General features: G+C 45.8%; 19 protein-coding genes and 2 pseudogenes. 15 read left to right on the forward strand and 6 right to left on the reverse strand.

Annotated features, from left to right (window positions below; all coding sequences use genetic code 11):
* From QUB25_RS11960 to QUB25_RS12005, 10 genes and pseudogenes are all read left to right on the forward strand, one after another.
* Positions 1-1,335, forward strand: a pseudogene (locus QUB25_RS11960) (ATP-binding cassette domain-containing protein); the annotation flags it as partial.
* 49 nt (positions 1,336-1,384) lie between these two features.
* Positions 1,385-2,176, forward strand: a complete 792-nt coding sequence (locus QUB25_RS11965; RefSeq protein ID WP_333183478.1) for an ABC transporter permease — start codon at positions 1,385-1,387, stop codon at positions 2,174-2,176.
* Positions 2,177-2,360: 184 nt separating this feature from the next.
* On the forward strand, positions 2,361-3,263 hold the full coding sequence (locus QUB25_RS11970; RefSeq protein ID WP_333183479.1) for an Rpn family recombination-promoting nuclease/putative transposase: 903 nt from the start codon (positions 2,361-2,363) through the stop codon (positions 3,261-3,263).
* A gap of 146 nt (positions 3,264-3,409) precedes the next feature.
* Positions 3,410-5,548 carry a Gldg family protein gene (locus QUB25_RS11975; protein WP_333183480.1) on the forward strand — a complete coding sequence of 713 codons (2,139 nt, stop codon included), beginning with the start codon at positions 3,410-3,412 and terminating at the stop codon, positions 5,546-5,548.
* A gap of 260 nt (positions 5,549-5,808) precedes the next feature.
* Entirely contained in the window at positions 5,809-6,447 is a 639-nt protein-coding gene (locus tag QUB25_RS11980) for a DUF4340 domain-containing protein (protein WP_333183481.1), read from the forward strand.
* A gap of 255 nt (positions 6,448-6,702) precedes the next feature.
* Positions 6,703-7,833, forward strand: coding sequence for an ABC transporter ATP-binding protein (locus tag QUB25_RS11985; protein WP_333062374.1), 1,131 nt, complete (start codon positions 6,703-6,705; stop codon positions 7,831-7,833).
* Complete coding sequence (locus tag QUB25_RS11990; protein WP_190663101.1) at positions 7,806-8,000, forward strand: hypothetical protein; 195 nt, start codon at positions 7,806-7,808, stop codon at positions 7,998-8,000. Before QUB25_RS11985 ends, QUB25_RS11990 begins: the two co-directional genes overlap by 28 nt.
* Before the next feature lie 107 nt (positions 8,001-8,107).
* A complete protein-coding gene (locus tag QUB25_RS11995; RefSeq protein WP_333183482.1) occupies positions 8,108-9,238 on the forward strand; it encodes a spermidine/putrescine ABC transporter substrate-binding protein in 1,131 nt (376 codons plus the stop codon).
* Between the two features lie 154 nt (positions 9,239-9,392).
* Positions 9,393-10,304: an ABC transporter permease gene (locus tag QUB25_RS12000; protein WP_333137887.1), complete on the forward strand. Its 912-nt coding sequence runs from the start codon at positions 9,393-9,395 to the stop codon at positions 10,302-10,304.
* A 97-nt stretch (positions 10,305-10,401) separates the two neighbouring features.
* Complete coding sequence (locus QUB25_RS12005; RefSeq protein ID WP_333183483.1) at positions 10,402-11,247, forward strand: ABC transporter permease; 846 nt, start codon at positions 10,402-10,404, stop codon at positions 11,245-11,247.
* A 122-nt stretch (positions 11,248-11,369) separates the two neighbouring features.
* On the opposite strand, the gene QUB25_RS12010 is transcribed toward QUB25_RS12005, so the two are convergent.
* Positions 11,370-12,185 (reverse strand): fatty acid desaturase, encoded by an 816-nt coding sequence (locus tag QUB25_RS12010; protein WP_333183484.1) that lies wholly within the window; start codon positions 12,183-12,185, stop codon positions 11,370-11,372.
* Between the two features lie 359 nt (positions 12,186-12,544).
* A complete protein-coding gene (locus QUB25_RS12015) occupies positions 12,545-13,357 on the reverse strand; it encodes an acyl-CoA desaturase (RefSeq protein ID WP_333183485.1) in 813 nt (270 codons plus the stop codon).
* Between the two features lie 80 nt (positions 13,358-13,437).
* On the opposite strand from QUB25_RS12015, the gene QUB25_RS12020 reads away from it, so the two are divergent.
* Positions 13,438-14,670, forward strand: coding sequence for a methionine gamma-lyase family protein (locus tag QUB25_RS12020; protein WP_333041411.1), 1,233 nt, complete (start codon positions 13,438-13,440; stop codon positions 14,668-14,670).
* Between the two features lie 156 nt (positions 14,671-14,826).
* Here the strand turns inward: QUB25_RS12020 and QUB25_RS12025 are convergent, their stop codons facing one another.
* From QUB25_RS12025 to QUB25_RS12040, 4 genes are all read right to left on the reverse strand, one after another.
* On the reverse strand, positions 14,827-15,060 hold the full coding sequence (locus QUB25_RS12025; protein ID WP_333183486.1) for a DUF2834 domain-containing protein: 234 nt from the start codon (positions 15,058-15,060) through the stop codon (positions 14,827-14,829).
* A gap of 140 nt (positions 15,061-15,200) precedes the next feature.
* Entirely contained in the window at positions 15,201-15,833 is a 633-nt protein-coding gene (locus QUB25_RS12030) for a Vat family streptogramin A O-acetyltransferase (protein WP_333183487.1), read from the reverse strand.
* Between the two features lie 53 nt (positions 15,834-15,886).
* Complete coding sequence (locus QUB25_RS12035) at positions 15,887-16,234, reverse strand: hypothetical protein (RefSeq protein WP_333183488.1); 348 nt, start codon at positions 16,232-16,234, stop codon at positions 15,887-15,889.
* A 95-nt stretch (positions 16,235-16,329) separates the two neighbouring features.
* Positions 16,330-16,824 (reverse strand): hypothetical protein, encoded by a 495-nt coding sequence (locus QUB25_RS12040; RefSeq protein ID WP_333183489.1) that lies wholly within the window; start codon positions 16,822-16,824, stop codon positions 16,330-16,332.
* A 210-nt stretch (positions 16,825-17,034) separates the two neighbouring features.
* Between QUB25_RS12040 and QUB25_RS12045 the strand changes: the two genes are divergently transcribed.
* From QUB25_RS12045 to QUB25_RS12060, 4 genes and pseudogenes are all read left to right on the forward strand, one after another.
* Entirely contained in the window at positions 17,035-17,496 is a 462-nt protein-coding gene (locus QUB25_RS12045; RefSeq protein WP_333183490.1) for a GNAT family N-acetyltransferase, read from the forward strand.
* A 49-nt stretch (positions 17,497-17,545) separates the two neighbouring features.
* Positions 17,546-17,917 carry a DUF2237 domain-containing protein gene (locus tag QUB25_RS12050; RefSeq protein WP_333041417.1) on the forward strand — a complete coding sequence of 124 codons (372 nt, stop codon included), beginning with the start codon at positions 17,546-17,548 and terminating at the stop codon, positions 17,915-17,917.
* A gap of 95 nt (positions 17,918-18,012) precedes the next feature.
* Positions 18,013-18,267 (forward strand): annotated as a pseudogene (locus QUB25_RS12055) (ABC transporter ATP-binding protein); the annotation flags it as partial.
* A 404-nt stretch (positions 18,268-18,671) separates the two neighbouring features.
* Positions 18,672-20,864, forward strand: a complete 2,193-nt coding sequence (locus QUB25_RS12060; protein ID WP_333183491.1) for an alkaline phosphatase D family protein — start codon at positions 18,672-18,674, stop codon at positions 20,862-20,864.
* Positions 20,865-20,878: the final 14 nt, after the last annotated feature.

A 20,878-nucleotide genomic window follows, 5' to 3' on the forward strand; every position in this document is an offset into this window, starting at 1 on the left:
CAAGTTGTAGAAACAGTAGAGTTGATCGACTATTCTCAACCAGAACCGATAGTCGAAAATCTGCAAGTTGTAGAAACAGTAGAGTTGATCGACTATTCTCAACCAGAACCGATAGTCGAAAATCTGCAAGTTGTAGAAACCGTAGAGTCGATCGACTATTCTCAACCAGAATCCGAACCAATTACAGAAACAGCAGAGGAAATAAGCGATTTAGAACCTGGAATGCAACCAGTGGCCGATTTTCTGGAAACTGTAGAAAGACAAGAATTGATCGAACATCCTCAACCAGAACTGGTTGTCGAAAATCTGCTCATTGTCCAAACAGTAGAGCCGATAGAACATCCTCAACCAGCACCGGTTGTCGAAAATCTAGAAGTTTCAGAAACGGTAGAGTCGCTAGAACATCCTCAACCAGCACCGGTTGTCGAAAACTTACTTATTGTAGAAACAGTAGAGTCGCTAGAACATCCTCAACCAAAACCGGTTGTCGAAAATCTACTTATTGTAGAAACAGTAGAGTCGATCGAGCCTTCTCAGCCAGAACCGATTGTCGAAAATCTCGAAGTTTCAGAAACGGTAGAGTCGATCGAGCATTCTCAACCAGAATCCGAACCGATTTTAGAAACACCAAAGTCGATCGAGCCTTCTCAACCAGAACCGGTTGTCGAAAATCTCGAAGTTTTAGAAACACCAAAGTCGAACCAACCTTCTCAACCAGAACCGATTGTCGAAAATCTCGAAGTTTCAGAAACACCAAAGTCGAGCCAACCTTCTCAACCAGAACCGGTTCTCGAAAATCTCGAAGTTTCAGAAACACCAAAGTCGAGCCGACCTTCTCAACCAAAATCGATTGTCGAAAATCTCGAAGTTTCAGAAACACCAAAGTCGAGCCAACCTTCTCAACCAGAACCGATTGTCGAAAATCTCGAAGTTTCAGAAACACCAAAGTCGAGCGAGCCTTCTCAACCAGAACCCGAACCGATTTTAGATGCGCCAAAGTCCATCGAACGTTCTCAACCAGAATCTGAACCGATTGTAGATTCACCAAAGTCGAGCGAACATTCTCAACCAGAATCCGAACCGATTGTAGATTCACCAAAGTCGAGCGAACGTTCTCAACCAGAATCCGAACCGATTGTAGATTCACCAAAGTCGAGCGAACGTTCTCAACCAGAATCCGAACCAGTTGTAAAAAAACGGCCACTTAAAAAAAAGCCACAACCAACTAGCGATTCTCGACCAGAACAGCCACCTATTACTAGAAAGCGACAAATAGAAAGAAAGCAACAGGATAGCGACGGCAGCGAAACACCACCCGCAGGCGACTCAGAATGAACCAATTACCAATGGCCAATTACCTATTCCCAATTCCTAAAGGTTAGTAATGCTTAGTAATATTATCGCAATTTACCGCAAAGAACTACAAAGCTATTTTGCCTCGCCATTAGCCTATGCCATCGCAGCAGTCTTTTGGCTAATCACCGGCTACTTTTTAATAGCTATCCTCCTCGCCCCCGACGGGTTAATTCCCCAAATCGGCCAGCGAGACCAAATGGGAATTACCGAACCTCCCATCGACGTAGCCTACGAATTCCTACAACTATTCCTGCGAATCATGGGTTCCCTTTCCTTGTTCGTACTACCCGCACTTTCAATGGGACTTTACGCAGAAGAACGCAAACGCGGCACCTTAGAACTATTAGCCACATCGCCCTTAACAAACTGGGCAGTTGCTACCGGCAAACTCCTGGGAGTTTTAACATTTTATACCACAATGTTGCTGCCCCTGCTGTTCTGCGAGGCGATCGCCCTCAGTTCCTCAACCCCGCCCGTACCCCCCGGAGTTCTTCTGTTAGGACACTGCGGCTTAGTCTTACTAGCAGCAGGAGTATTGTCCCTCGGAATGTTTATTTCCTCCCTCACCGACAGCACAATTTTATCCGCCATCCTCACCTTCACTCTAGTATTATTTCTCTGGGTGATCGATGCAGTCGCCGTCAGTATCGGTGGCCCCTTCGGCACAGCATTAGGACATTTGTCGCTCTTAACAAATTACACCAATCTTGTCAAGGGAGTTTTCGATACCAGCAGTTTAATTATGTTTGCCAGTTACATCATTTTAGGAGTATTTCTGACCGCCCAATCCATCGATGCGCTGCGATATCAGCGTTCCTAAAAGCATCAGGGAAGGCTTCGGGGCATAAAGAGGAAAGAGTGGGAAAGTAGGAGCTTTGGAGAGTTGCACCTTAAAGGAAACGCCACCAATACCCATTCCCAATGCCCATTCCCAATGCCCAATGCCCAATGCCCAATGCCCCATCCCCAATTAATGTTAGTTATTCCACTAATTTCTTGAAATAATGAGATTTATCAATCCAAAAATCGACTTTGCGTTCAAAAAAATATTCGGTTCCAGCGACAGCAAAGACATCCTGATTAATTTTTTAAACGCCATCCTTTATGAAGCACAGGCGGTCATCGAAGACTTAGAAATAATCGACTCCCAACCAGAACCTCCAACTCTCGCAACCCAAGACACACACCTAGATGTCAAAGCCACAATTAACGGCGGCAGAATCGCTCTAGTTGAAATTCAACTGATCAACGTGCCTTCCTTTGGAAACAGAGTTTTGTACAATGCTGCCAAAAGCTACAGCCAGCAATTAACAGGGAAAGAACGCTACGAAAGACTAAAAACAGTAATTTCATTGAAAATTGCCGACTTTGAAATGTTTGAAAATCAGCCGGAATTTATGTCAAAGTTTGTTTTTCAAGAAAAAGAGCAACAGTTTGAGTGTCCCGATACAGAAATAGAATTAGTATTTATCGAACTGCCAAAATTTAGCAAGGGATTAGCAGAATTAGAAACAGCCGCTGATCAATGGATTTACTTTCTAGAAAATACCAGCACTCTGGAGACAGTACCAGAAACATTGAGGGCAGTTCCAGAAATTCAGAAAGCTTTTAGCATTGCCAGCGAGGACAACTTCACTCAGGAAGAATTAAATGAACTGCAGAAGCAAGAACTGTGGATTCAAGACCAGCAGATTGCCATAGATGTAGCAAGAGAACAGGTGACAAAAACTGCTCAACTATCGTTAATATTGCGTCAGCTAGTCAAGCGTTTAGGCACAATACAACCGGAAACCGAAAACTGCATTCGTCAATTAGGTATACAGAAATTAGAAGAACTAGGAGATGCCGTCCTGGATTTTAACAAGCCGTCAGATTTAACAGCATGGTTGCAGGCTAATGCGATATAGAATAAGCTGTTGCGGGATTTAAATTGTATGTCAAAAAACAATAAAACAATGAGTGGGGTGGGCGGACGCCCGCCCAGAATATGCAATTTAAATGCGCGACAGCTTAACATCTTCGACCCGGAAAGTTTTCCCTCAATATTTACCTTATGAAAATTAGCAAAAAAAATTGGAAATATGTTTTTTTGCTGGGCCCCCTCCTCATCGCAGCGGGGGTAACAGCAGCACTTGTATCTGGAGTATGGGACCCCCTGACAGTCGGTTTAGTGATTGCCGGAGCAGTGACGATCGCACTTTGGCTGCTATATTTGAGTTACGAACAAAGCTTTTGGGGGCAGCGTTCCACTCAAGCCAGCACCAACGCCCTGATTGCTACCCTCGCCGTCTTTGTGATTCTCGGAGTAATTAACTTCATAGCCGTTCGCTATCCCGTCCGCATCGACTTAACCGAAAGCCAACAATTTACCCTGGCCCCGCAGACTCAACAAATACTGCGAAACCTGCAACAAACAGTCAAAGTTTGGGTATTTGACCCCATCCAAAACCCCCAAATTAAAGAATTGCTGCAAAGCTACAAACGCGAGGGAGGCGAAAAATTCCAATTCGAGTTTGTTGACCCGCAGACCCAACCTGGAAAAGCGCGGGAATTTAGCATTACTAGCATCGGGGAAGTTTACCTGCAATCCGGCGACAAAAAACAGGTACTGCAAAAAGGGGGCACTGCTTTTGGTAGCGACCCGAATCAAGGTCTTTCAGAGATAAAACTTACCAATGGCTTAGAAGAAATCCTGAGCACTCGCGTTGCTACAGTTTACTTTTTGCAAGGCAAAGGAGCCCGCCCGATAAAGGAAGGTCAAGGCGGAATTCAGCAAGCTGAAAAAGCTCTGAAAGATAAATACTACAACGCCCAAACCCTGAATTTGACCGAACGAAAAGAAGTGCCAGAAGATGCAGATGCTTTAATCGTTCCGGGGCAGGACAAACCGTTTTCCGATACAGAAATTAAAGCACTACAAGCTTATCTCGATCGCGGCGGCAGTTTATTGTTAATGGTAGACCCGGCAATTGATACGGGATTGGACAAATTTCTGCAAGAATGGGGCGTCAAACTAGACGCCCGTTTGGCCATCGATGCTTCGGGTACTGGTCAAAGATTCGGCCTGGGCCCCACGGTTCCGACAGTCAGGCGCTACGGCGAACATCCGATTACTCAAAGTTTTGGCACCGGCATTTCTTTCTATCCGTTTGCGCGTGCTTTGGAAACCTCGCCCGTAGAAGGGATAGAGGAAAAACCGCTGATTTGGACGAGTCAGGAAAGTTGGGCGGAAAGCGATTTGACGACGAGGAAATTGGAGTTCGATCAAAAGACCGATCGACAAGGCCCGCTATTATTAGGTGTAGCTTTAGTTCGATCGTCCACTGACAGCACTCCTTTAAAGCCCTCCCCTTCACCAACACCAACTTCGCCCTCCCCTTCACCCCAAGCATCACCGGCAACGCCATCGCCTTCACCCCAAGCATCGCCGACAGATTCACCGCCGACAACTTCGCCATCCCCAACAACTTCACCGTCGCCAACAACTTCCCCATCGCCAACAACTTCCCCATCGCCGACAGATTCACCGTCGCCGACAACTTCACCATCGCCAACAACTTCGCCATCGCCAACAACTTCGCCATCGCCAACAACTTCGCCATCGCCGACAACTTCGCCATCGCCAACAACTTCGCCATCGCCAACAACTTCACCGTCGCCGACAACTTCGCCATCGCCGACAACTTCGCCAACAGCTTCCCCAATCAGCTATTCGGTGATTGTCTCGCAAGAAGCTACGCCTCCAGCATTACCGACGACTTCGCCAACACCGGCAGCATCTCCGACAGCATATCCAGAAAGTTCGCCAACACCGACAGAATCTCCCACAACATCTCCCACACCGACACCAGAAACATCTCCCACAGCATCTCCCACAGCATCTCCCAGTCCAACCGCAACTCCTTCTGTGCCTTCAACTCCTAGAAAAACATCGCGAATGGTAGTAATTGGCACATCTCAATTTGTGACTAACGGTTGGTTTGACCAACAACTCAATAGCGACGTGTTTCTCAATTCAGTCAGTTGGTTGAGTAAACCAGACCAGCAAAGCTTTTCTATCAGTCCGAAAAAAGCTACCAACCGCCGTATTAACATGACGACCATCCAAGTAGGATTGCTGGTGTTAGCTTGGCTAATTTGGCCTTTACTCGGACTGGGAATTGGCGGCGCTATCTGGTGGAAGAGAAGATAAGTTCGCCAACAAATTCTCTAAGGAATTTAACGGATTTATTGGCCTCTTTCTGATTTTTCCACCTCTTACCCATTACCAATTCCTAATTCCTAATTCCGTAAGGTGCGCGACCGGGCGCACCTTACCCATTGTCAATTCCTAATACTTCGGCTACGCCAGCGTACAAGTTCCTAATTCCTAATTTCCCTAGGGTCCGTCTTTTACCAATTGCCCATTCCCCATTCCCCATTCCCCGTTACCATGCCGAATTCGCTGTTACTATGAAATTGCAGAAAAATACATTAGTATTGATAGCCGTCGCGCTGAGCATGACGGGGTTGGTTGCTTTCTTCGAGATGCAAGTATCTCCGAAAGAGGAAGCCGCTAAGGAAGAAAAACAGAAAATTTTTGCTTTTAACTCCGATCGCATACAATTCTTTACAGTCAAAACTCCCGAAAAAATATTGACTTTTGAGCGAGTTTATGCTACAAAAGGAGGCAAGTCTAGCTGGGAAATGAAATTGCCAGTGCAAGCACACGCGAGTCAGGCATCGGTGGATTTTTTGCTCGACAGGCTGGCAACAGGAAAGAGCGATCGCACGATTAATATTACTGCTGCTCAACTGCCAGAATTCGGTCTCGACCAACCCCAAGCTACAGTCACAGTAAAGCTGGACAACCAGGAAACTCACCGCCTAGTATTAGGCAAAACAGACTTTAGCGGCCGCTTCTTGTACGCTCAAGCCAATCCGCCGGAAGCGCCCCCTCAAAATTCCGCCCAAAATTTGCCCGTGCTGCTAGTGCCATATGACTTTAAAAATGCCGTCCAGCGACCTTTGTCAGAGTGGAAAAAAGCAGAAGAACCCAAAACAGAGAAACCGCAAAAACCCTCTCCCACGCCAAGTCCAGAGAATAAATAGATGGCCGTTCGATATGAGATGTTGCGCCATTGTCAATCAGCCTTTTATGAACAGGCAAGATGCCTGTTCCACAAAGAGTGAATTTTATTGTGGAACAGGCATCTTGCCTGTTGCCGACAATGGTGCGCTCTGGGATAGAATTTAAAGAACAAATCCCAAAACCTGTTACATCCAACATTCCTCACCTAAAATACAGAAAAGTCTAAACTTAAACTGTATTTAAGTGGCGTGCATTACCCCCAGGAAAGGGCGAATATGTTTCAGACAGCACTCAACCAAGGTACGACAGCAACGGATACAGCGCTTGACGTTGAACTCCGCAAGGTCTTTAAGGTATTTAACGGCGAAACCGCAGTCCGCGGAGTTGACCTCAACATCCGCCAAGGAGAATTTTTTAGCATCCTCGGGCCTAGCGGCTGCGGCAAGACTACGACGCTGCGCTTAATCGCTGGGTTCGAGACTCCCTCGGCGGGCGAATTGATGATTCGCGGCCAGTCGATGACCAACACTCCAGCTTACCGCCGTCCGGTAAATACTGTGTTTCAAAGCTATGCTTTGTTCGGACACATGAATGTCTGGGACAATATCGCTTTTGGATTGCGGATAAAAAAGCTGGGGAAAGCAGAAATTGAAGAACGGGTACGGGAAGTTTTGCAATTGGTGAAAATGGAATCTTTCGCCAACAGGTTTCCCGCTCAAATGTCGGGCGGCCAGCAGCAGCGGGTGGCTTTGGCGAGAGCTCTGGTAAATCGACCGGCGGTTTTGCTGCTGGACGAACCTCTGGGTGCTCTGGATTTGAAGTTGCGGAAGCAGATGCAGTTGGAACTGTCGAATTTGCATCAAGAATTGGGTTTGACTTTTGTGATGGTGACTCACGACCAAGAAGAGGCGATGAGTCTGTCTGACCGGATTGCGGTGATGCACGAGGGGAGGATTGAGCAAATTGGCTCTCCTGAAGAAATTTATGAGTGCCCGCAGACGGCTTTTGTGGCGGATTTTATTGGCGATACGAATTTGTTTTCTGGTACGGTGGAGTCGATCGACCGATCGACTATCACAGTTCGCACATCAGCCAATCTGAAAATAGTCGTTCAGCAGTCGGATATGTGGAGTGGTGTCACAGGCGACTCTGTTGTGGTCAGCATTCGGCCGGAAAAAGTATATTTGAATCTCTACCAGCCGGAAGTGTCGGTCAACTGTTTTGAAGGGCGGCTCAAAAATACTATGTACATGGGCACGCACGTTCATTACGTCGTTGAGTTGGCGTCGGGCGATAAAATTACGGTGCGCCAGCCAAATACCGGCGGTTCTTTCCCAGACCCGCACACGCCGATTTACGCTTATTGGGGAACTACTGATTGTCTCGCTTTGACCGATCGAGCATAATTACGAAGGAAGTTCGACAACGAACACGCGATCGAGATTTAACGGATGTCACGGAGGTCGGGAAGTTCGGCAACGAACAGTGTACGGGATTTAACCGATTTAACGGATGGATGTTGCAGGGAAGTTCGGTAACGAGCAGTGTACGGGATTTAACCGATTTAATCTAATTTCTCAATCCCTAATTTCCCAATCTAAAATCTAAAATCTAAAATCGAATTTCCCAATCCCCAATTCCCCAATCTAAAATCTAAAATCTAAAATCTAAAATCTAACTGTGCCTCCGACTAACTTACCAATTTCCAGGATTTTTCCGGCTAATTCTACACGCCGTCAGTTCCTAAAAAATTCGGCGGCGACAATTTCCGGGTTAGCTGTTTCGAGTTGCGGCTGGCGACTTGCAGACGTACAATCTGCTCCTGCCGTCAAAGGTGCTGCTGACCAACTTTTCATCTATACTTGGGCAGGCTATACCGATGAAGCTTTGCTCGATCGCTTTGCCGAAAAAACCGGCATTCGCGTAGTGGCCGACGTGTTTAGCTCCAACGAAGAGATGCTGGCGAGAGTTCAAGCCGGTGGCGCGCGCGCCTACAGCATCATTTACCCGTCGGACTACATGGTGGTTCAAATGACGGAACTCGGGCTGTTGAGTCCATTAGACCACTCGATTTTGGGCGGGATCGATCGGCTCAGAAAACAGTTCCAAAACCCTGTTTATGACCCAGGAAACCGCTACAGCGTGCCTTTGAGTTGGGGAACCACAGGCTTGATTTACAACACCGAACAACTCAAAGAAGCTCCTGAAGATTGGGAATATTTGTGGCAGCACAAACAGGAGTTAGCAAAGCGAATGACGCTGGCGAGTGATGTTCGAGAAGTCATGGGCGCTGCGTTGCGGATGCTGGGCTATTCTCTGAATTCTACGAACCAAGAGCAAGTGAAACAAGCTTACGAAAAGTTGGTGGAACTCAAACCGGCGATCGCATCTTTTACTACTGATGCTTGGCGGCCGCAAATGCTGACAGGGGATTTGAAGGTAGCTATGTGTTATTCTTCTGATGCGAATGAAGTAATTTCAGATAACGATAAATTGAAGTATGTCGTCCCCAAAAGCGGTTCTTCTCTGTGGACTGACACTTTAGTAATTCCTAAAAGTTCTCCCAATCCCGAAGCAGCTTATAAATGGATTAACTTTATGCTGCAACCCGATGTCGCTGCTTCTTTAGTAGAGCGGCTCAGTTTTTCAACTCCTTCGGAAGATGCTTTTAGTTTGTTGCCGCCGGAAGTTCGCGAAAACGACATTCTTTTCCCTCCGGAATCTGTTTTGAAAAAGTGCGAAGGTGTGGCTCCGGTAGGGAAATTTATGGAAGTGTACGATCGCTATTGGACTCAATTAACCAGCGGCTAATCATCAAACCTAGGGCGGGTTTTACAGGAAATCTCTGATTCTTACCCAATATATACATCAACCTGCCCCCCTAAAGCAGAGCGCCCACTCTATCCGTATTATATCCGCGTTAACCCGCGTTCATCAGCGGTTAAAAACTCAAAAAAATTGATCTATGGCTGTTTCAACTAGAACTCCCCCTCCTATTCCTCCCAATTCTCCTTTGAAGGCTGAAACTGTTTCCCCGTGGTCTGCTTGGGCTGGACCGCTGGCATTGCTCGGCCCTTCTGGCTTGTTGCTGCTTTTATTATTAGTCATACCAACTTTGGTGATTTTTCAGCTTAGTTTGGTGCCGAATATTAAGCCGGGAGATTTGGTGAATCCTTCGGGAATCGGCAATTACCTGAGAGTGTTTGAGCCGCTGAATTTACAGGTGATGGGTCGCTCTCTCTTTTTCGCAACGGGGACTACTATTCTGTGTTTGCTGCTGGGATTTCCCGTCGCTTACTGGATCGCCCTCAATGTCTCGAAAAAGTGGCGGAATTTAACTTTGTTAGGCTTTGTGTTGCCGCTGTGGACTTCTTCGCTGTTGCGATCGTATGCTTGGATTACAATTTTGCGTCCTACGGGTGTTCTCAACTCGCTCCTGGGACTTTTGGGCATCCCTCCTCTAGAATTGCTCAATCAAAGTTCCGCAGTTCTAATCGGTATGGCTTACAGTTATTTGCCTTATATCGTGACAATTCTCTACGCTTCTTTGGAAAAGTTAGACCGCAGGTTACTAGAAGCATCTCAGGATTTGGGCGCGAATCCAGTGGAAACTTTCTGGAAAGTGACAGTACCTCAGACGATGCCGGGAATTGCTGCGGGTTCTTTGCTAGTATTTATTAGCAGTTTGGGGGATTTTGTCGATCCAGAGTTGCTCGGTGGAGCTTCGAGCATGACGGCGGCTCGTTTGATTTACAATCAGTTTTTGGGGGCGACTCAAAATTGGGGGCTGGGCTCGGCTCTGAGTATGGTATTAATCTTTGCAGTGAGTATCGGAATTGCCCTTTTGCTCAAATATGGCGATCGTAATGCAATTTAGGATGTTGAAGGAATAAGGAATAAGGAATAAGGAATAAGGAATAAAACAATCCTAACGTATTACCAATTACCGATTACCAATTACCGATTACCGAGAAATGGAAAATACCGCCGACAATCCACAGGAGGAAATACAAGCCGATATGTACTTAAAACCTAAATTTAAGGTTTCTTGGCAGTTAATATTTGCCGTTTTGATGTTTTTTTATATGTACCTGCCCATCCTGGTACTCACATTTTACAGCTTTAACAAATCGCGTTTTAGCGCCGGCTGGGAAGGATTTACTTTAGATTGGTACGTTAAATTATTTAGCGATACGCGGATTTTAGTTGCCCTGAGAAACAGTTTAACAGTGGCTGTTTGTGCAGTTGCAATCTCGGCTGTACTCGGCACTTTGATGGCAGTTGGTTTAGCCCGCTACCGCTTTCCTGGCAAGAGTTTATATCAGGGAGTCTCCTACTTGCCGATTATTATTCCAGATATTGCGACCGCAGTTGCTACTCTGGTATTTTTAGCAGCGCTGGCTATTCCTCTGAGTTTGTGGACAATTGTCGCCGCTCACATTGTGTTTTGTCTGGCTTACATCGCCCTAGCTGTTTCTACTAGATTGGCCGATTTAAACCCGTATTTAGAAGAGGCTGCCTTGGATTTGGGTGCAACGCCTGTTGAAGCTTTTATTCAGGTTTTGCTCCCTCAATTAATACCCGGAATTGTGTCGGGTTGTCTGCTATCTTTTGTCCTCAGCATGGACGATTTTTTGATTGCGAGTTTTACCGCAGGTAGCGGGACTACAACTCTGCCGATGGAAATTTTTAGCCGGATTCGGACTGGAGTGAAACCTGATATTAATGCTCTCAGCGTGCTGTTGATAGTAGGTTCGGGAGGATTGGCGTTTTTAGCGGAATATTTGCGCGGCCGGGGCGAGCAAAAACGGGCTCATTAGTCATTGGTCATTTGGTTATTAGTCACCAAAAAACCCGGTTTCTCAACGAAACCGGGTTTATGAAGCGGTCTGGTGCCAAGTACAATCCCTACAAAAGTTCTGCGTCGAGGACCCAATTGCTGCTACTTGGCTGGTAATTTCACTTTAGTAGCCAAACCTAGTGCTTCCAAAACTTGAATTGTCATCCAAGTGAAGTCAATTTCCCACCTTTCCATCCCGTGACGCGCAGAGTATTGATAAGCATGGTGGTTGTTGTGCCAGCCTTCGCCGTAAGTCAAAAGCGCAACCCACCAACAGTTAGTAGAACTATCCTTTGTTTCGTAAGTGCGGTAGCCAAATTTGTGAGTGGCGCTGTTAACAAACCAGGTGCAGTGATAAACGAAAACTAAGCGGACAAAAATTACCCAAACTACAAACGGCCAGCCTGCTGCTAAGTAGAGCAAGACGCCAAATGCGATTTGAATTGGGAGAAAGTAGTTTTGCAAAAACTGGTAAAAGGGGTCGCTCGAAATGTCTTTTGTGCAGCGGGAAATTTCAGCGTGAGCTGGACCTTTATATAGCATCCAGCCGATGTGACTCCACCAAAAACCCTTTTGGGCATTGTGAGGGTCGAGCGCATTTTGGTCAGAGTGGGTGTGGTGCAATCGGTGCAGCCCAACCCAATCAATTATTCCTCCTTGACAGGCAAGGGCTCCGCAAAATGCTAGAAAGTATTCTACGAATTTTGGTGTCTGAAAACTGCGGTGGGTGAGCATACGATGCCATCCGAGAGTTATTCCCAAACCGCCGGTTATCCAGTGCATGAATACTGTTAAACCAACTGCTGTCCAATTGAAGTTACTGGGTAGCAGTGCGAACAAAGCGCCGATATGAAGTCCTGCTAAACTAATAACGTGCTTCCAATTGTATTGGAGTTTTTCTTGCGTTGCTATTGTCATTCTTTTTTTGATTTCTGATGAGATGCCGACCGGGATTCACGCATAATAGTTTGGATTGAGCAGTGAACTTTTTTGCTGCACACTTGCCCAAACTAATAAAGAATCAATGATAGATTTGGGATTAGGATTGAAAAAGATTTACGGTTGTATTTTGAAAATAAAAAATTTGGCTGCCCAACAAAATTTTTTGTTCCCAATTATATTATAACGGATTCTGGTTTTGGTTGGGTCGATCGCACCAGAGGATTCGATCTGTGTTCAACCCAACCTATACCGCTCGCAAAAAACAGGATTAGGCATTGGTGACCAGCCATTAGTCCATAACTGATGACCTACAACCAATGACTAATTGCCGATCGCTATTTTTCTGCTAATTTCACTTTGGTTGCCAAACCCAGCGATTGCAGCAGTTGAATTGTCATCCAGGTGAAGTCGATTTCCCACCATTGAAGGCCGTGGCGAGCCGAGTATTGAAAGGCGTGGTGGTTATTGTGCCAGCCTTCGCCGTAGGTGAGCAGGGCAACCCACCAGCAGTTCGTCGATCCATCGCCCGACTCGTAGGTGCGGTAGCCAAATTTGTGGGTAGCGCTGTTAACCAGCCAAGTGCAGTGGAAAACCACCACGATCCGCATAAACACGCCCCAAACCACGAAAGACCAGCCGCCTAATAAATAAAGCAACACACCGAAGACAACTTGGATGGGGATAAAATATGCTTGGAGAAACTTGTATACTGGGTCGTCGCCGATGTCTTTAGTAAAGCGAGGGATTTCAACTCTGATGGGCAGATCCGAGAGCATCCAGCCCATGTGGCTCCACCAGAAGCCTTGATTGGAATCGTGGGGATCTGTTTCCGTGTCGGAATGTATGTGGTGTAACCGGTGCATTCCTACCCAGTCGATCGGGCCACCTTCACAGGAAAGGGTACCGCAAATAACTAGAAAATACTCTAGCCATTTCGGTGTTTGAAAACTGCGGTGGGTGACGAGGCGGTGAAATCCGAGAGTAATTCCTAAACCACCTGTTACCCAATGCAGGAAGACTGCTAGCCCGACCGCAGACCAGCTAAAATTACCCGGCAGCAAAGCAAATAAAGCACCGATGTGCAGAAAGGCCATAAAGCCTACGACAGGCCAATCAGGAGAAGTTTTTTTGGAAGTTGCAATCGTCATGAATATATTATGTTTACAAACTAGGGGCCGCATCTACGCCATAATGAACAGCGCGCACGCAAAGGGTGAGCGAGGTATAGATGAATAGCGTTTCACGGCTACAGGAAGCAGAACAGGCACTCTTTCAGATTTTTTCTGGTATTGACACTACAGTCAAGCAAAATCTTCAACGAGTCTTAAAAGCTTTTCGCAGCCACCGGGTTGGAGTCCACCATTTTGCAGGGGTTACGGGTTACGGCCACGATGATTTGGGTCGGGAGACTTTGGACGGGGTGTTTGCCGAAGTGGTAGGGGCCCAGGCTGCGGCTGTCCGGGTACAGTTTGTTTCGGGTACTCACGCGATCGCCTGTGCTCTTTTTGGCATCCTGCGTCCTGGTGACGAAATGTTGGCAGTGGCTGGTTCTCCCTACGATACTTTAGAAGAAGTGATCGGCTTGCGGGGGCAAGGTCAAGGTTCACTGCTTGAGTTTGGCATTAGTTACCGTGAGTTGCCTCTAACTCGCGAAGGAAGTTTGGATTGGCAGGCATTGAGCTCTACTATTTCAGCAAAGACTCGCCTGGTTTTTATCCAGCGCTCTTGCGGCTATTCTTGGCGGTCGAGTTTGTCTATTTCTGAGATTGAAAAAATCGTCGCCATAGTCAAACATCAGAATCCTAACACAATTTGCTTTGTTGATAATTGTTACGGGGAGTTTGTTGATGATTGCGAACCTACTGCTGTGGGTGCGGATCTGATGGCTGGTTCTTTAATCAAAAATCCGGGGGGTACGATCGTCCCTGCTGGCGGTTACGTTGCCGGCAGAGCTGATTTGGTGGAGGCGGCAACTTGTCGCTTGACGGCGCCGGGAATCGGCAGCAGCGGCGGCGCAACTTTTGATTTGAATCGGCTGCTTTTTCAAGGTTTGTTTATGGCTCCCGGTTGTGTGGGAGAGGCGATGAAGGGCAATCATTTGACGGCTTATGTTTTTTATAAGTTGGGTTATCGAGTGAATCCTATGCCTTTGGCTAGAAGACGAGATGTGATTCAGGCGATCGAATTCGGTTCTGCTGATAAGTTAATTGCTTTTTGTAGGGCGGTTCAGCAAAATTCCCCCGTTGGTTCGTATTTAGATCCGGTGCCGGCTCCGATGCACGGGTACGAGAGCCAGTTGGTGATGGCTGGGGGTACTTTTATTGATGGGAGTACGTCGGAATTTTCGGCTGACGGGCCTCTGCGGGAGCCTTACGTGGCTTTTTGTCAGGGGGGGACTCATTGGACTCATGTATCGATCGCTCTTGAAGATGCGATCGAAGCTGTGGGCCCAGCTAAGTAAGTTGTAGGGGCGGTGCGGTACGGGGGTTCCCTGACTTTGCATGGTGATTTTTGGGGATTTTTTGACCGCAGATGCAGGCAGATTGACGCTGATGTTGGGTTTTTAGATTGTGTAGGTTGGGTTTAGCGGAAGCCAAACCCAATAACTACAAAACTCTCAAGGTGTTTCTTCAAGTTTGCGCTGCCGCATTAGGAGAAATAAAGGCAAACCCAGGGAAACACCCACCAATAAGTTACTGGCAATATAAATCCCGAAGTTTTTCATTTTTAGACGCGAACCTTCGCTAAATACAAAAGTACCAAAAACCAGGGATGACACTATTACATCCCTGCCGAAAAAACCGGAAATTTGATTGGCAAACAAGTCCCTGAAGAAAGCGTTAATATTCAACCCTTCTTCTCAGATAAACGGGACAAGCTGGGAGTATGGCAAAGCAGTGCCTAGAATACAGAGAATTAAGTACGCAATTTTCAACATTTTGCAACCTCCACTTTATTAAGTTTTAATTAAAAATCGCTGTGTTTGGGAGTTTACTCCGCATTTTTGAGTGCTTGAATATCGCCTTGCATAATTATGCTGACATTGCGCGAAATCTTTTCTATTTCCCAATCCCACCACCTAATTTCTAATAGTTGTGCAACTTCACCATCGCTAAAACGCTGTTTGATTGGATGTGCGGGGTTTCCACCGACAACGGTGTAAGCGGGAATGTCTTTTACTACAACGGATTTGGCGGCAATGACGGCACCGTCGCCGATTTTGACTCCGGGCATAATCAGGGATTCATAGCCTATCCAAACATCATTGCCAATGACGGTATCGCCTTTACTTGGCAGTTCCATTAATAAATTCATGGCTGTTTCCCAACCATTCCCAAAAACAGGAAAAGGGTAAGTTGAAATGCCGTCGAGTTTGTGATTTGCACCGTTCATGATGAATTTGACGTTGGTGGCGAGCGCACAAAATTTACCAATAATTAATTTGTCGTTTCCGTAGTTATAAAGTACATTTTTTTCAAAGTTTTCTGGTTCTATTGGATCGTCGTAATATGAGTAATCGCCGACGATAATGTTGGGGGATTTAATAAAGTTTTTGATGAAGCATACGCGCCGCTGATCGGCCATCGGATAAGGTCGGTTTGGATCGGGCCCAATTTCTGTCATAAATTTCCATCCTTATTCGTTAAGCTGCTGGATTGATGTAGTGTTAATTCGAGTTAGGTTGCCTTGTGTTTCAGTAACATAGAGTAATAGAGTTTGTCAAGGGGTGGGCGATAAATTTTGGGTCGATCGCCCTGCCAGAAATGAGACAAAATGGTAAAAGCCAACATCCATCCGCGTTCGGAAGCGGTTAAAAATCCCAAATTAATATTAAAGAAGCGATCGCAGTGAAATAATTTATGAGAGTACGAACCTACAAAATCGGTGATACCTAAGAAATTGTAAAACTGTTTTACGACACCGTACCATTGGAAGATGCGATCGCCAAATACAGAGCCGTGGAACCCCCTTCTACTCTGGTGAAAATTGCCCGCAGCTTGGGAATTTGCCTGGGAGATTAACACAGAAGTTACCCAACTTGTACCTTAAAAAAGGTTTGTAGTTGCGCTTGGGCGCTCCGGAGTACCCAAGCGCAACTACAAACCTACTTTTCTAGCAATTACCGCAGCAGCAATGAGGCGATTGCCTTCACTAATTCCTGGCATTCGTCCGCAGTTAACAAGTCATCAGAATTACGAACCAGACAGTTATAAATATAATGCGCCGCTTGAATTTGATCCGGCACTTTGTAGCCTTCCCAAACTTCCTTATTGGGAATAATAAACAGCAAACTTGCCAGCATTTTTTTTTGAAGGATTAGAGAATTAGGGTGAGATTCAAACAGCACCTCGGTTGAACCCGATAAAAAGCGGCGGATCTCAAACCCCGTCGAATTTATTTCCTGCTTTAAAGCTTGTAAAAAAATATATTGATAAACCGTAATTAAGTTATAATTTTCTAAGAGAGTCTCAGCGAGTTGCTCTTGAAAAAAATCGATATCTTCACTTTGACAGCACAGCATATCAGGCAAAGGCAAAGCCAAAACTTCGGGATGATTGACTCGACCCCAAATGTGGGTGAGAACGTGGTCTCTACTTAAAGTCCGAAAGTCCATACTTTTAGAGCCTGCAGTTAGCTTATGAAAAAAAAAGGAAAGATTAAATGATTTTCACCATAACAGATTAATTTCCCCCACACCTTCCCCTTCCACTTCTTTTAAATTACTTGTAGCTCATTTAGCAGAGTCGGGAAATCACCCGATCGGATTATCTTTGAGAGTGAGGGCGATCGAGGCACACAATCTAATTAACAGCGGAGACTATTTATGAGAATACGAACTTACGAAATCGGTGATACGCAACAAATTGGAAAACTTTTTTACGACACGGTACACGAAGTAAACATCCGCGATTACACACAAGCACAAGTAGATGCTTGGGCACCAGCAGATATGGATATCGAAAGTTGGACTAAAAGTTTAAGCAGTAAATTTACTTTCGTAGCAGAAGAGGGCGATCAAATTGCAGGTTTTGGGGAATTAGAAGCAAGCGGCCATATCGATCGCTTTTACTGTCATCAAGATTTTCAAAGGCAAGGAGTTGGCAGGCTAATTTTAAAACAAATTGAGTCAAAAGCCCAAGACTTAGGAATTAACAAGTTATTTACCGAAGCCAGCATTACAGCTAGACCTTTTTTTGAAAGCCAGGGATTTATTGTGATTAGAAAACAAGAAGTAGAACGGCGAGGACAAGAATTCATCAACTTTGTCATGGAAAAAAATATATAAACAACGATTTGTGTAAAATTAGATCCAAGTGTTTTACTGAGGAGTTGCGATGGTGACGGAAGCTACAAATGTGCTGGGCGGAAAATTAGAGACTTGCTGCACTTCGCCCATGACAGGATATTATAGGGACGGCAAATGCAATACAGGTGGTGGCGACTTTGGGGCTCACACTGTTTGTGCTCAACTGACAGAAGAGTTTTTGCAATTCACTAAATCGAATGGAAATGATTTGAGCACTCCGGTTCCCGAATTTAATTTCCCCGGTTTGAAGCCGGGAGATTGCTGGTGTTTGTGCGCTTCTCGCTGGAAGGAAGCAATGGATGCAGGAGTTGCGCCGCCTGTGGTTTTGGCTGCGACTCACGCCTTGACTTTGGAATACGTTTCTTTGGATGAATTGAAGCAGCACGCTGCTGATTTGTAGGAGGATGTTGGTGTGCGATCGCTTTTAGTCAATAAGGGCGATCGTCTTTTTCTGATGAATTGCAAATTTATCCTTCGTAACTCAAATATTTAAGTGCGATCGCTCGTCATTTCGAGGTTTTACTATTAGAGGAACCTACGGCTTTACTCGATCCTGATTCTCAGTGATATTTGGTGCCCGCGGTGCAGCGTTTGGTCAAAAATTGCGGGCTGACGGCTTTGTGGGTGACTCACCGTTTGGATAAGTTGAATTATTGCGATCGGGCTTTTTTGTTGGAGAAGTGTGAAGTGCTCGATCGGGGCGATGCACCAAGGTTAAAGCAGCGGTTGATGCAAATTCAGGAAGTTTAGGCGCTGAAGTTTTGCCAGAATTAGCGATCGCATTTCATCGGATGTGATATTAAAGGTAAAACCAGGATGACTAACGGGACTTAGACAAAAACTGAAGCCATTTTGGCTTCAAACGCAGATAGAGAAATACTTTTAGATCGAATGGCTCTTAACCTAGTTATACCAGGGGTTTCAGACATTTTTAGGTGATCGATTTCTTTCCATTCCCTAGAGAGGGTTTCAGCTTTTAAAGGGGCTGGAAAATGTTTAAGTCCCACTAAAAAGCTGGCTGTGTAAGTCTTCTTCCTTCTTCGTTCTTTCTTCTACTTAAAGATCGCGATCGCGACACTGTATAATCCTGTATAATCCTGTGAAGGCTATTTTGAGCCACCAGGGTCATTCAACAAAACTTCATATTTTTCCTTATGTTAGACGCTAAAACTCTATTTCAGGAAACCTACTATCTGGCTAAAAACCCAGAGGTAGCAGCCGCTCTAGCCAAAGGGAACTTCCAAAACGGATTTGAACACTTCACCCAATTCGGTCAATTTGAGGGTCGCAACCCTAGCGCCCTATTCGATACTAATTATTATCTCCTAAATAACCCTGAGGTTGCCACCGCTGTCAACAGCAAAGCTACCACAGCAATACAACACTTCATTAATTTTGGAGAATCAGAAGGCCGCAATCCTAGCCCATTCTATAACAACAGCTATTATCTAGGGAAAAATCTCGATGTTGCTGCGGCTGTCGATCGCGATGAAATTACTGGTATTGGTCACTTCATCCAATTTGGTGAATCGGAAAACCGCAGTCCTAGCCCTTTATATAACGATAGCTATTATCTGGCAAAAAACCCAGATATTACTGCTGCTGTTGAGCGCGACGAACTCACTGGCATTGAACACTTTATCAATTTTGGTGCTGCTGAAGGGCGAGATGTCACCCCATTTATTAAGTCTGGTGACTCAACCTTGCCAAATGGCGTTGCTTCTGGAGATACCACCCAAACTTCAACGGTTTTGTGGACTCGCAGCACAGTTCTGGGTAATGTTGTCTTTGAATACTCCACAGATCCAAACTTCAGTAACAATCTCGGTACTCTCACAGATACCATCACCGATGTTACCGTACCCGTGAAAGCTCAACTGACGAATTTAAAGCCTGGTACTCAATATTTTTATCGAGTGCGTGATGCCGCTGGCACTTCAGCAGTTGGGCAATTCCGCACTGCTGCTGAGTTGGGAAATCGCCAGGGTTTACGATTTGGGGTAGCAGGCGACTGGCAAGGTCAACTTACTCCTTTCCCGGCGATCGCAAATGCGCCGGAACGCAACCTCGACTTTTTTGTTCGCCTCGGCGACAGCGCTTATGTAGACGATCTATCGCCGGATTTGCCGGGAGTCAGACAACCTAAAACTTTTGAAGAGTTTAGCACCAAGCACAATGAAGTCTACGGTCAACGTTATGGCCTCAATACCTGGGCTGATTTGCAGGCTTCCACCACCATCTATGCTAGCTGGGATGACCACGAACTCACGAATGATTTTGCCGGGGGTGCAACACCTAGTGAGTCACCGCAAAAAGAAGGAATTTTTGGGACGGGGGGAGGCTTTGTCAATGATACGCCTGTATTTGACACAGGTTTACAAGCATTTCAAGCCTACAATCCCGTGCGAAATGATTTTTATGGCAATACGGGCGACTCTCGCACTGCTAATGAGCAGAAACTTTATCGTTACAATACCTTCGGCAGTGATGCAGCTACATTTGTGTTAGACTTGCGATCTTTCCGAGATAATTCTTTGAAAAGTATCCCAGAAACTTCCGACCAAGCTACTGTTAATAAGTTTCTCAATGATGCCTTTACGCCCAATCGCACGCTGTTAGGGGCAGCGCAACTTCAAGACTTGAAAAATGACTTACTGAAAGCTCAACAAAATGGCATCACTTGGAAGTTTGTTATGTCAAGCGATCCGATTCAAAATTTTGGTATTCCAGTTGCAGGCGATCGCTGGGAAGGTTATGCTGCTGAACGAACAGATTTGCTGCGTTTCGTCAAAGAAAATAACATCAAAAATGTGGTCTTTGCCACCGGAGATTTTCACGGATATGTCGTGAATAATGTCACCTATCAAGAAGCCGCAGGTCTGCCGCAAATCCCCACAGATGTTATTGATGTAATGACCAGTCCTGTTGCTATTCAGTTGAACATCGGGCAAGGGCCGTTTGCCGCCCCCTTTGGCCCCGCAACAGTTGCTTTTACGCCCACCGCTTTGCTGCCACAATCGGAAAAAGATCGCTATAATTCATTGCCGACAAGGGAACAAAAAGATGCTTTTGTCCGCAATATTCTGGATACTCGGACAGCGCCGCTAGGATACGATCCAGTTGGTTTGGAAGGTTCTGGGATTGACGCTAGACTGATTCAGGGAGAGTATTTAGGAGTGCATACCTACGGCTGGAATGAGTTTGAAATTGCTCCTGAGAGTCAGCAGTTGCAGGTCACAACTTATGGTATTGAACCTTACACGCAGTCTCAGCTTGATGCTAACCCCACTGCGATTATCAATCAAAAACCGTTTATTGTCAGTCAGTTTGTTGTTAATCCTAAGTGATTAAATAGACTTAT

The sequence above is a fragment of the Microcoleus sp. B3-D7 genome (genome assembly GCF_036705305.1).
GTDB lineage: Bacteria > Cyanobacteriota > Cyanobacteriia > Cyanobacteriales > Microcoleaceae > Microcoleus.